Below are 12,102 nucleotides of genomic sequence, written 5' to 3' on the forward strand. Positions count from 1 at the left end.
CGCGCCGTGAACCGCGCCGCTGGTGGCTACCGAGGCGAGGGCAAGACCGACGCAAGGGACGCGGCGGTCATCGCCGACCAGGCCCGGATGCGCCGTGACCTGCACCCGCTGCGACCCGGTACGGAGGTCACCGTGGAGTTGAAGATCGTCACCGCCCGGCGAGCGGACCTGGTCGCTGACCGCACTCGCGTCATCAACCGGTTGCGCAGCCTGCTCACCAGCATCTTCCCCGGGCTAGAACGGGCGCTGCCCGATCTGACCCGCACCGGAGCGCTCACGCTGTTGACCCGCTACCAGACCCCGGCCGCGCTGCGACACGTCGGCACAGCCCGCCTGGAAACCTGGCTGCGCACCCGCCATGTCCGCAACCCCGGCAAGATCGCGGCGATGGCCGTCGAGGCCGCGCATCGTCAGCACACCACCCTGCCCGGCGAGGACCTGACCGCCTCGATTATCGCCACGCTGGCCGGAGAGGTGATGGCCCTCAACGAGCACATCGCCGAGGCCGAGCGGCTCATCGAGGGCCGATTTCACCAGCACGAGCTCGCCGGAGTGATCACCAGCATGCCCGGCATCGGTACGCTGCTGGGCGCGGAGTTCCTGGCTATCACGGGCGGCGCCATGGACTTCTTCGGCACGCCCGATCGACTGGCCGGCTTCGCTGGCCTGGCCCCCGCGCCATGGGACTCCGGACGCATCCGCGGTAACCTGCACCGGCCCAGGCGCTACCACCGCGGCCTGCAGCGGGTCTTCTACTACTCCGCGCAGATCAGCATCGCCACCTGCCCAGAATCGCGCCGGTTTTACGACCGCAAGAGGGCTGAGGGCAAACGCCACACCCAGGCCGTTCTCGCGCTCGCGCGACGTCGCGTCAACGTGCTGTGGGCGCTGCTGCGCGACCGCCGGCCCTACCAACCGCTGCTGCCCGACGCACCCGCATGACGCACTCATCGGGGCACCACCAAGACCACTTGACAACGTCATTGGAAGATAGTTCTTGCTCCGGGCGGCCAGGCGGTGGTCCCGGGTGGGGATCAGAGTGCCGTCGACGATGGCGATCTGCTCGACCGGCCGCCGACGCACCGGCGCCAGGGCCAACAGCGGCGCAAGGGTGTCGATGACCCGGTAGGCGGCCGAGTGCGACACCCCGAACAGCGGACCGATCTGCCGCATCGTCAAGTTCGTGCGCCAGTAGGCCGCCACCAGCAACACCCGATCCGGCAGGTCCAGGGCCCACTGTCGGCCCGGCCGGCCATCAGCGATGCCGTCACCGCCACGCTCAGCTATCAGCCGGACCAGCTTGCGGAAACTGGGCTGGTTGCAGCCCGGTGAACCTAAGGATCCATCCCGGGCGGGCTGCCGGGATCACCTGCACCCAACATCATCGGACACCGTCCACACCGGGCAGTCACCGGTTGCGAGACGTCGTGCGCCACGAGCGCGGGAGGGAGCTGTTTGTAGGCAGAGCTCTTAAATGCGGTGCTGTGCGAGAGATGAAGGTTGGCCCTTCGGAGTCGCCCTGCGGGGGGCTTCAAACCGCCACATGCTGCGGGAATCGTGACGCGACCGTGGTGAGCGATGTGGAAAAGGCGTTCGAGAGGTGTCAGGTAGGGATCAGGAAGACGAGCGTGAGCGAACCACTGATGACGTGTCGAAATGCATTAGGTGACACCGAAACCGGGTGCTTGATGTCGGCCTGGGATGAGGCTGGCGGAAGCCCGTTTACTGGTCCAGTGGTGTCCGGCATGGAGGTGGCGTGAGCCTGATCTGCCGCTCTCGTATGGAACGTGGGAAGACACGGCCTGACACCGCTGGTTCGGTTGGAGCCGGCAAGAGGGAGCACTCCAAGCGGCTGAACCGCAGGGAGCTGAGTATCGTCGCAGGCCGTGTCGGCGGACCGGTCTGTAGTAGTGAGGAAGCCTCTGTAATGGGGGTGGAGCGAAGAGATCGGGTCATCCGTGGCTTGTGTTCGTTCGGTCAACCGGGCCAGAGTCCGGGAGGAGCTGCGTGAACCAGCTGACATTACCAGACAAGCCGTTCGATATTTCGAAGCGGGAGGTGTGGGAGGCGTACCTGAAGGTCAAGGCCAATATGGGTGCCGCCGGTGTGGATGGCTGTTCGATCGAGGACTTCGAGAAGGACCTGAAGAACAATCTCTACCGGGTCTGGAACCGGATGTCCTCGGGCAGCTTATTCCCGCCGGCGGTGAAGGCGGTGGAAATCCCGAAACCGCACGGCGGCGGGGTCCGGGTACTCGGGGTGCCCACGGTCGCGGACAGGATCGCCCAGACGGTGGTGGCCGCGAGGCTGGAGGCGAAGGTCGAACCGATCTTTCATCCGGACTCCTACGGCTACCGGCCGAACAGGTCGGCCCTGGACGCGGTCGCGGCATGCCGGCAGCGGTGCTGGAAGACCGACTGGGTGATCGATCTGGACATCCAGAAGTTCTTCGACACCATGCCCTGGGACCTGGTGGTCAAGGCGGTCCAGGCGCACACCACCGACCGTTGGGTGGTGCTGTATGTCGAACGGTGGCTACAGGCACCGATGCAACTGCCCGACGGAACCTTGCGGCAGCGAGACCGGGGAACCCCGCAAGGGTCCGCGGTCTCGCCCGTGTTGGCGAACCTGTTCATGCACTACGCGTTCGACGCCTGGCTGGCCCGAACCTATCCGGGCGTCCGGTTCGAACGCTACGCCGATGACGCCGTCGTGCACTGCGTCAGCGAGCGCCAAGCCCGCGAGGTGCTGGCCGCGCTCGGGAACAGGATGGAGGAAGTCGGGCTGCAACTGCATCCCGACAAGACCCGGATCGTGTACTGCAAGGACGGCAAGCGACACGGCTCGGCCGAGCACACGTCGTTCACCTTCCTCGGATTCACGTTCCGTGCCCGCAAGGCGCGAAGCAGGAACGGTACGTTCTTCACCAGTTTCCTGCCCGCGATCAGCAAGGATGCCCTGAAGAAGATCAGCGGGAAAGTCCGCTCCTGGCGGCTTCACATGCGGATGCACCTGACCTTCACCGAGCTAGCGCAGCGGACCAACCCGGTCATGCGCGGCTGGTTGCAGTACTACGGGGCGTTCTACCGCTCCGCGCTGTTTCCCCTCCTGCGACGCATCAACGCCTACCTGATGCGCTGGATCCGCAAGAAGTTCAAACGACTCCGGAAGTTCAAGAAGGCCCACGAGTGCTGGCAACGCATCACCCGCCAGCACCCCCAGGCTCTTCGCTCACTGGACATGGACACCAACGTTCTGGTGACCAGGATGACAAGAGCCGTGTAACGAGAGATCGTTACGCACGGTTCTGTGGGAGCCGGAGGGTGAGACTCCCTCCGGCCACCCGGCCTTTAGAGCTCCTAACTCTTTGAGGTCTGGAGTCGGCGCCAGCAGATGATGGCGCAGGCGAGGGTGAGGAAGGCTTCGTGGATGTCGTCGCGGATCTCCCAGCGGATGCGTAGGCGGCGGAACCAGTGCAGTAGGGCGATGGTCTGCTCGACGACCCAGCGTCGGGTGCCGAGGCCGGAGCCGTGGTCGGTGCCGCGTCGGGCGATGACCGGGGTGATGCCCTTGGCCCGAAGCTGACGGCGGTAGCAGTCGTAGTCGTACCCGCGGTCGGCGTAGATGCGCTGCGGTCGTTGCCTCGGCCTGCCGCGGATGCCCTTGATGGGTGGGATCTTGTCGACCAGGGGCAGCAGTTGGGTGACGTCGTGGCGGTTGCCGCCGGTCAGGGTCGCGGCGAGGGGGATGCCGCCCGCGTCGGTGATGACGTGGTGCTTCGAGCCAGGCTTGCGGCGGTCGACCGGGCTCGGACCGGTTTTGGGCCGCCCTTGAGCGCCCGCACGTGGGAGCCGTCGATCACCGCCCGGGACATGTCCAGCTGCCCGGCGGCCCGGAGTTTGCCGAGCAGCACCTCGTGCAGCCGCTGCCACATGCCGGCATCGTTCCAGTCCCGCAGCCTGCGCCAGCAGGTCATCCCTGAGCCGAACCCCAACTCCTGGGGCAGGTACTCCCAGGGGATCGCGGTGTAGAGCACGAACAGGATCCCGCACAACACCTTGCGATCGTCCAGAGGCTTACGGCCGGGGAACCGGTGCCGGCGCGGCGGGCGGGGCGGCAGCAGCGGCTCGATCTCGGCCCACAGCTCGTCCGAGACGATCCACGGCGGCTGCTCACCCCTCCTCACGTTCAGACAGAACGATCCTCACGTCCACCGGATACGCCCAACATCATTTCGTTAGGAGTTCTTAGCAACTTTCGCCGTTTTCCACCAGGCCGCGATCCCGTGACCTGCAACTTCACCTTCGCGAGCCGACCATATCGACGTGATCTTGCGGAACGCAGGTCTCCGTGTCGGAAGAAGCTTCGAGCAGTTTCCGCCCGCGCTCGTCGACGCGCTGCTTGAAGAAGTGCCGCGCACGCTCCGGGGCAGGGAAGACTGCCCGGCGACTCGCTGTGCTCGATCGGAAGACAGACCTCACGCTGGCTTCCGGAGCGGGCCTCATCACCATTCCAGAGCGGCGGCGGCATTGCTCACCTGGCTTGCGGCGCGCGGCGACGGTCGCGATGCTCCAGGTATCAGAGGCAATGACACTGCCTGCTCTGACGACCTGGCGCTGATGACCTTTTCCATCCAGCAGAATCCTGTTCCACAGGAGCGGATGTCGTGTCTACCGTCGTGATCGAGCCGGATCACGAAGGGGCCAACGATGAGAGCGATCGATACCAGCGTGCCGCAGGACGAGAGCAGCGGGTCGGATCTCGGTGCCCCGTACACGGATTTCACCGAGGCGGGGCTGATACCGCACCAGCCAGTGGCTGCAGGGCAAAACCTCCAGGCGACGACATCTATCGGTCCGCACCTTGTGATCCCCGAAGACCGCGAGCCGGTCGATGAGGGCTGGGATCTGGTCTGCGAGTTGGACGGGGAGATCGTCCAGCGTGCGAACACCGCAGACCTCGGTCTTCGGTCCGGCTGCCTTGGTCTCCTACATCTCCCAAATCCTGACTCTGGCTCCGGGTGACATCATCGCCACCGGGACACCCGGCGGCGTCGGTCATGCCCGTCACCCGCGACGTTACCTCGGCGCCCGCTCCGTTGTCGTGACACGGATCACCGGGATCGGCGAATGCCGGAATACCTGCGTCTCGCCGGCACCCATTAATTCTAAGGGGGTGAACATTCAGTGAAACTGCACCGGGATCTCACAGAGTTTCTTGTGGTCGGCGGCGGCATCGGCGGACTGACTACCGCCCTGGCCCTGGCCCGGTCGGGCCGTCGGGCCCGCGTTTTCGAACGTGCCCCGGAGTTTTCCGAGGTCGGGGCCGGCATTCAGCTCGCCCCGAACGCTACCCGACTGCTCCACAGGTTGGGAGTCCTCGAGCGGGTCATTGATGCGGGCCTGATACCCGCCCGGCTCGTTCTCGCCGATGCCACAAATGGTGACGAGCTGTGCTCGCTGGACATCGGCGAAGCCTTCCGCCAGCGATTCGGCGGTCCCTACCTCGTGGTGCACCGCACCGATCTGCTTGCCATTTTCCTAGAAGCCTGCCGTGAGCAGGGCGTCGCGCTCGAAACAAATCGCCCGGTCGAACGGGCCGAGACTAGCGACGACAGAGCGACCGCCTACTGCTCAGACGGCTCAGTCTACGAGGGATGTGCCCTGATCGGGGCTGACGGGCTGCGGTCGGACGTGCGCCGCCGGTTCAGCGACGACGAGCCGATCTGCTCGGGGTACGTCGCCTACCGAGGTACGGTGCCGATGGAAGAGATCCGCCACCACCACGGTCTCGACACCGTCATCGCCTGGCTCGGCCCCGGACTGCATCTGGTGCAGTACCCGATCCGACGGGGTGAGATGTACAACCAGGTGGCAGTGTTCCGCAGCGACCGGTATGCCGCTGGCGAAGAAGACTGGGGCACACCGGAGGAGCTAGAACAACGATTCTCCGCGATGTGTGCCCCCGTGCGCGACGCACTGCCCAGCCTGTGGCGCAACGTCCGGTGGCCGATGTACGACCGTGAGGCGATCGACACCTGGACCACCGGCCGGATCGCCCTGCTCGGCGATGCCGCCCACCCGGTTCTGCAGTACCTGGCTCAGGGGGCCTGTCAGGCTATCGAGGATGCGGTCACCCTGGTGGAGGCCTTGGACCGGGCGCGCGGGGAGCCGGCCGCTGACGGCGGCGGGAACGACGTCGCCCGCGCCTTCACCGCCTACCAGCGGGCCCGCCTACCCCGGACGAGCCGGGTGCAGCGCTCCGCCCGGACGTGGGGCGACATCTGGCACCTTCACGGCGCGGCCGCGCTGGTCCGCAACGAACTTTTGCGTCAGCGCACGCCCGACGACCACAGCCATATCGATTGGTTGTTCGATTGGCAGCCACCGAACCCCAAATGACGGGATCGCGCCCCGGGAGGGAGAGAGATGAAGCTCGGACTTTCTCTGGGCTACTGGGGAGCGCGACAGCCGGACGGCCAAGCCGACCTCGTCGCGATGGCCGAGGCCCTCGGCTTCGACTCCATCTGGTCCGCGGAGGCATACGGCTCGGACGCCTTGACCCCGCTGGCATGGCTTGGGGGTCAGACCTCAACTCTTCGGCTGGGCACATCGATTATCCAGATGTCCGCACGCACGCCGACGGCAACGGCAATGGCGGCGATGACCATGGATCGACTCAGCGGTGGCCGGTTCGTGCTGGGACTGGGCGCCTCCGGTCCGCAGGTGGTGGAGGGATGGTACGGCCAGCCCTATCCGAAGCCCCTCGCCCGCAGCCGGGAGTACATCGAGATCCTCCGCCGCGCTCTCCGGCGCGAGATCGTGACCTTTGACGGAAGCCAATACACCATTCCCTATCTCGGTGGCACGGGCCTGGGCAAGGCCCTACGCTCCACTCTCCATCCCTTACGCACGGACATCCCCATCCTGCTCGCTGCGGAGGGCCCGAAGAACGTCGCGCTCGCTGCCGAGATCGCCGACGGTTGGCTGCCACTGTTCTACTCTCCGTACGACGACGGGCACTACCGCGCCAGCCTGGCGAAGGGCTTCGCGCGCCCCGGGGCCCGACGCGACCTCAAGGACTTCGAGGTTGTCGCCACGGTGAACGTGGAGGTCGACAGTGACCTGGAGCGTGCCGCAGAGCGGGTAAGGCAGACACTCGCCCTCTACATCGGCGGAATGGGCGCCCGCGGGGTGAACTTCCACTACGAGGTGTTTGCCCGGATGGGCTACGAGCAGGAGTGCGAGCGCATCCAGGACCTGTTCCTCAGCGGCGCAAAGGGGGAAGCGGCCGCCGCCGTGCCGCTGTCGATGGTGGAGAAGGTAGCCCTCGTCGGACCACCTGCCAAGATCGCGGATGAATTCGCGGCCTGGAAGGAATCCCTGGTCACCACCATGGTCATCTCCGGTTCACCGCAGACGCTGAAGGTGATGGCGGACATTGCGTCACGCTGAGCGCCCAGGGCCGCGCCGGCTCCGCCGCGCCGGCTCCGGCTCGCCGTGCAGGCCGAGCCGGCCTGCACATCGATACACGATCTCGGACGCGGCGGATGCGTGCCATACCGACTCGCTCCTTACCACCCTCTGTACCGAGCCCGGCACCGCAGGCGAGCGAGCACGGTGGGACACGGACCAGCCCGACGGCCGGGACGTCGCCGTCTTCCTGCTCTCCGGTGGAACCACGGGGCTGCCCAAGCTCATCGCCCGCACCCACAACGACTACGCCTACAACGCCCGGGCGAGCGCGGAGATCTGCGGCTTCCACCCCGGCACGGTGTACCTGACGTCCCTGCCGGCGTCGCACAACTTTCCCGCTGGCCTGCCCCGGGATTCTCGGCACGCTGCTGGTCGGTGGCCGGATTGTCATGCTGGCCTCGCCCGACCCCGAGCGGGCATTCGCCACGATCGCGGCCGAGGGCGTCACGGTCACCGCGGCCGTACCGGCCGTGACGCAACGGTGGCTCCTGCACGCCGCCGAGCGGGGGGCAGCGCAGTTGCATACCCTCGAGTTCCTCCCGGTCGGCGGGGCGCGGCTGGCCGACGAGGTCGCCCGGCAGGTGCGGCCGGTGCTCGGCGCGACGCTGCAGCAGGTGTTCGGCATGGCCGAGGGCCTGCTGAACTACAGCGCCTCGACGATCCCGAAGACGTCATCTGCACCACGCAGGGCCGGCCGATGAGCGCCGGCGACGAGGTGCGGGTGGTCGACGAACTGGACCGCGACGTGCCCGATGGCGAGCCAGGCGCGCTGCTGACCCGCGGCCCGTACACGCCGCGCGGGTACTACCGCGCCGAGGAGCAGAACATCCGAGCTTTCACTTCCGACGGCTGGTACCGCAGTGGCGACATCGTGCGCCGGCGTCCCGACGGCAACCTCGTTGTCGAGGGCCGGGACAAGGACATGATCAACTGCGGCGCTGAGAAGATCAGCGCCGAGGAGGTGGAGAACCTCGTCTACCAGCAGCTGCCGCGGGTCGCCCAGGCCGCGGCGGTGGCGATGCCCGACACCGAGCTGGGGGAGCGGGTCTGCCTCCACACCGTCCTGATGCCAGGGTCCACGCTGACCCTCGACGAGGTACGCACCGCCACGGCCGACTCCGGAGTCGCCCGCTACAAGTGGCCGGAGCGGCTCGAGGTCGTCGACGAACTGCTCACCACGAAGGTTGGCAAGATCGACAAAAAGGCCCTGCGTGCGGACGTCGCCGCGCGCCTTTCGAAGGAGGTACGACCGTGACCACACTGGAGAACCACTGCGCACTCAGCGACTTCGACAGGCCGGAGCACCAGGCGAAGCTGGCCGAGCTCTACCGCGACTTCGACGCGGTCGGAATGACCCCGCTGTGGCGCACCCGCGAAGGACTCATGCCCTTCCACCCCGAGCCTCGCGCTGTGCCTCACCTGTGGCGCTGGGCCGAGCTGTACCCCCTGGCCGCGCGCAGCGCCGAGCTGGTGCCGGTGGGCCGCGGCGGGGAGCGTCGGGCCATCGGGTTGGGCAATCCGGGCCTGCCCGGTGACCCCTACGCCACCCCGACCCTATGGGCGGCGATCCAGTACCTGGCTCCGCGGGAGAATGCGCCGGAACACCGGCACTCCCAGTCGGCGTTCCGGTTCGTGTTAGAGGGCGAAGGGGTGTGGACCGTGGTCGACGGCGACCCGGTCGCGATGTGTCGCGGTGACCTGTTGCTCACCCCTGGCTGGCACTTCCACGGGCACCAGAACGTCTCAAACGTCCCGATGGCCTGGCTCGACGGCCTGGACATCCCATTGGTGGCCAGCACCGATCAGGGCTTCTTCGAATTCGGTCCGGACGAGGTGCGAGACAAGGCCACCCCCGACCGCAGCCGCTCAGAGCGGCTGTGGGGCGAGCCCGGGCTCACTCCCGTCTCCGCAGCCGGGCAGCCTCGCCCGTCGTCCCCGCTGATGGCCTACCGCTGGGCGCACACCGACGCCGCGCTCGCCGCGCAGCTCGAGCTGGAGGCCGAAGGGCAGCCGGGGGTGGTCGAGCCCGGCCACGCCGCCGTCCGATTCACCAACCCGACCACTGGCGGCGACGCGCTGACCACCATGCGGACCGAGATGCACCGACTTCGCGCCGGCACGGTCACCCGGCGCACTCGTAGCACCGCGTCGTCGGTGTGGCAGGTCTTCTCGGGCAGCGGCACAGTGACCATGGACGGTGTCGACCGCACTCTCGAGCACGGCGACGTATTCGTCGTCCCGTCGTGGACCGAGTTCTCCCTGCAGGCCGCCGACGGCCTGGACCTGTTCACCTTCTCTGACGCCCCTGTCTTCGAGAAGCTCTCACTCCTGCGCACGGAGGTCAGCGCCTGATGCGACTCGCAACGATCCGAACCGCCGGCGGCACCCGCGCCGTCCGTGTCGACGTCGACCGCGCCGTCGAGACCGGTCACTCCGACGTCGGCGCGCTGCTGGCCGACCCGGACTGGCGCCGGGTCGCCGAGGCGGCCGACGAACCCGCCCACGCACTCGACACTCTCGACTACGCCCCGGTCGTCCCGCGGCCGGGGAAGATCCTCTGTGTCGGGGTAAACTACGCCGCGCACATCAGGGAAATGGGTCGGCAGGTGCCTGACTATCCGACGATCTTCGCCAAGTACCCCGAGGCGCTGGTCGGGGCTTACGACGACGTGGTCCTTCCCGCGGCATCCGACGCGATGGACTGGGAGGCCGAGCTCGCCGTCGTGATCGGCGCCAGGGTGCGGCACACCGACGAGGCGACCGCCGAGGCCGCCATCGCCGGCTACGCCGTCCTCAACGACGTCACCGCGCGTGACTGGCAGTACCGCACGCTGCAATGGCTGCAGGGCAAGACCTTCGAGGCCACCACGCCGTTCGGTCCCGAGCTGGTCACACCCGACGAAGCCGGCACCGGACTCGACCTGACCTGTGCGGTCGACGGCGAGACGGTGCAGTCGGCCAATACCGCCGACCTGGTCTTCGGGGCGGCCGCCACCATCGCCTACGTCTCGACGATCCTCACCCTGCACCCGGGTGACGTGCTGGCGCTGGGCACCCCCGGCGGTGTCGGCCACGCCCGCAAACCCCCGCGATACCTGACTCCGGGCGCCGTACTCACCACGGCCATCGCCGGTCTTGGGGAGTGCCGCAACACCTGCGTGGCGGAGAAGCGCCCGTGACCGCGCCGTCCATGGTTCCCACCGAGTTGCTGGACTGGTGGCGTCGCGGGGAGGAGCAGCTCAGCATGGCGCTGGACCGGCTGACCGAGGCCGGGTTCAGCGCGCCGAGCCTGCTACCCGGGTGGCCCCGGGCCCAGCTGCTGGCGCACGTGGCCGGCAACGCGGACGCGCTGGTCAACCTGCTCACCTGGGCCCGCACGGGCGTGGAGACGCCGATGTACGCCTCGGCAGAGGCTCGCGACGCCCAGATCGCCGAAACCGCCGCACTGGCCCCCGCCGAACTGCGCGCCGAGGTGATCGCCGCCACCGGTCGTCTCGCTGAGGCAGTGCGGACGATGCCCGAGGTCGCCTGGTCGACACAGGTGCGCACCGCGCAAGGCCGCCGGGTGCCCGCGGCGCAGGTGCCATGGATGCGCTGCCGCGAGGCGTGGGTGCACTCTGTGGACCTCGACGCCGGTCTCCTCTTCGATGACGTGCCCGAGAACGTGCTCGCTGCCCTGACAGATGATGTTTTCCGGATGTGGCGGATGCGCGACCAGGAGCCCGACGTCGTCGTCATCGCCGGCGACCGTGAGTGGGGCAGGGGGCCGCTCGCGGTCGCCGGGCCCCTGCCTGCCGTGACTGCCTGGCTTACCGGCCGCTCGACCGGTCAGGACTTGAAAGCGGACAGCGCCCTTCCGAAGCTACCTGCGTGGTTGTAGGCCCAAACTTCAAGGGAAGTACGCACCTCGTCCCGCTGGACGTCGGCGGTCACGGGACATCGGGGTGGCGGCGAGATCGTCGCCGAACTCGTGGAGCACCCGGGCGGCGAGCACGATGCCGAGGCCGGGCTGGAGTCACATAATCCGCATTCCGGGCCCGACGGGTCCGGGTGCTGCGGCCTCTGCGACCCCGGGGATGCTGCGCGGCCCTGTTGTTGAGAAGCACGATGGATGAGAAGAAACGTCATCGTGGGATGGGTGAGGTGACAGGTGGTTGCCTGCCTGGTGCGCGCCACCCTGGGTGAGGATCCCGATGCCTCTGGCTGATCCGGCCGCTACGGTGACGGCCAGCACCAGCCGCCTGCAACCGTCTGATATGGCTGGGCAACGGCCGGATCGGCCAACGCGACTTGACCCCTTCCCGAGTCGAGGGTGGTAGGCAATGCTGCGCATTCATGACGAGAACCCACCGCCGCGATGCAGCTGATCGCCGATATCGACCGCCTCGACACCGACTTGGCGGCCGGCACAGCGGCGTGCCGATGCGGCGGGCCACTGCGCCCTAGTAGTGCTTTGTTAGGTTCGGTGGCGTTTGTTGCGGTGTAACGGTTTCACGGGTTGATGGCAGGTGAGGCAGGCGCCGGTCCAGGTCGCGAGGAGTCGTTGTAGCTCGCGGATGACGGTGTAGAGGGTCAGGCCGGCGCAGCCGCTTTTGGGTCCAGGCGTAGTTCGGTGATGAACAGGTGC

11 protein-coding genes and 2 pseudogenes are annotated in these 12,102 nt (G+C 67.6%); 11 read left to right on the top strand and 2 right to left on the bottom strand.

Going from position 1 to position 12,102, the window contains the following annotated elements:
* Positions 1–942, top strand: a 942-nt coding sequence (locus AB0873_RS30475; RefSeq protein ID WP_366604070.1) for an IS110 family transposase, incomplete at its 5' end; no start/stop codon positions are given.
* A gap of 48 nt (positions 943–990) precedes the next feature.
* Here AB0873_RS30475 and AB0873_RS30480 read toward each other — a convergent pair.
* Positions 991–1,375, bottom strand: a pseudogene (locus AB0873_RS30480) (transposase family protein); the annotation flags it as partial.
* A 632-nt stretch (positions 1,376–2,007) separates the two neighbouring features.
* Here AB0873_RS30480 and ltrA point away from each other — a divergent pair.
* Positions 2,008–3,285: a group II intron reverse transcriptase/maturase gene (ltrA, locus tag AB0873_RS30485; protein ID WP_366604072.1), complete on the top strand. Its 1,278-nt coding sequence runs from the start codon at positions 2,008–2,010 to the stop codon at positions 3,283–3,285.
* Between the two features lie 74 nt (positions 3,286–3,359).
* Here ltrA and AB0873_RS30490 read toward each other — a convergent pair.
* Positions 3,360–4,159, bottom strand: a protein-coding gene (locus tag AB0873_RS30490) for an IS5 family transposase (RefSeq protein ID WP_366604086.1) whose coding sequence is annotated in 2 segments (ribosomal slippage) — positions 3,360–3,823 and positions 3,823–4,159 — 801 coding nt in all. Because the reading frame shifts where the segments join, the coding sequence is not laid out codon by codon here.
* Between the two features lie 734 nt (positions 4,160–4,893).
* Between AB0873_RS30490 and AB0873_RS30495 the strand changes: the two genes are divergently transcribed.
* The 9 genes and pseudogenes from AB0873_RS30495 (at position 4,894) to AB0873_RS30535 (ending at position 11,355) form a co-directional block, all read left to right on the top strand.
* Entirely contained in the window at positions 4,894–5,190 is a 297-nt protein-coding gene (locus tag AB0873_RS30495; RefSeq protein ID WP_366604074.1) for a fumarylacetoacetate hydrolase family protein, read from the top strand.
* A complete protein-coding gene (locus AB0873_RS30500) occupies positions 5,187–6,401 on the top strand; it encodes an FAD-dependent monooxygenase (RefSeq protein ID WP_366604076.1) in 1,215 nt (404 codons plus the stop codon). Before AB0873_RS30495 ends, AB0873_RS30500 begins: the two co-directional genes overlap by 4 nt.
* A 27-nt stretch (positions 6,402–6,428) precedes the next feature.
* Entirely contained in the window at positions 6,429–7,454 is a 1,026-nt protein-coding gene (locus tag AB0873_RS30505; protein WP_366604078.1) for an LLM class F420-dependent oxidoreductase, read from the top strand.
* Positions 7,441–7,794, top strand: a pseudogene (locus tag AB0873_RS30510) (AMP-binding protein); the annotation flags it as partial. The gene AB0873_RS30505 and the pseudogene AB0873_RS30510, both read left to right, overlap by 14 nt.
* Positions 7,795–7,864: 70 nt before the next feature.
* Positions 7,865–8,176: an AMP-binding protein gene (locus tag AB0873_RS30515; protein ID WP_366604088.1), complete on the top strand. Its 312-nt coding sequence runs from the start codon at positions 7,865–7,867 to the stop codon at positions 8,174–8,176.
* Positions 8,173–8,730, top strand: a complete 558-nt coding sequence (locus tag AB0873_RS30520) for a hypothetical protein (protein ID WP_366604090.1) — start codon at positions 8,173–8,175, stop codon at positions 8,728–8,730. The genes AB0873_RS30515 and AB0873_RS30520 overlap by 4 nt, the downstream gene beginning before the upstream one ends.
* Complete coding sequence (locus AB0873_RS30525; RefSeq protein WP_366604080.1) at positions 8,727–9,827, top strand: cupin domain-containing protein; 1,101 nt, start codon at positions 8,727–8,729, stop codon at positions 9,825–9,827. The genes AB0873_RS30520 and AB0873_RS30525 overlap by 4 nt, the downstream gene beginning before the upstream one ends.
* On the top strand, positions 9,827–10,654 hold the full coding sequence (locus AB0873_RS30530; protein WP_366604082.1) for a fumarylacetoacetate hydrolase family protein: 828 nt from the start codon (positions 9,827–9,829) through the stop codon (positions 10,652–10,654). Before AB0873_RS30525 ends, AB0873_RS30530 begins: the two co-directional genes overlap by 1 nt.
* Positions 10,651–11,355 carry a maleylpyruvate isomerase family mycothiol-dependent enzyme gene (locus AB0873_RS30535; RefSeq protein WP_366604084.1) on the top strand — a complete coding sequence of 235 codons (705 nt, stop codon included), beginning with the start codon at positions 10,651–10,653 and terminating at the stop codon, positions 11,353–11,355. The genes AB0873_RS30530 and AB0873_RS30535 overlap by 4 nt, the downstream gene beginning before the upstream one ends.
* Positions 11,356–12,102 lie beyond the last annotated feature (747 nt).

It is taken from the genome of Micromonospora sp. NPDC047707, assembly GCF_040704235.1.
In the GTDB taxonomy this organism is placed as follows: Bacteria; Actinomycetota; Actinomycetes; order Mycobacteriales; family Micromonosporaceae; genus Micromonospora.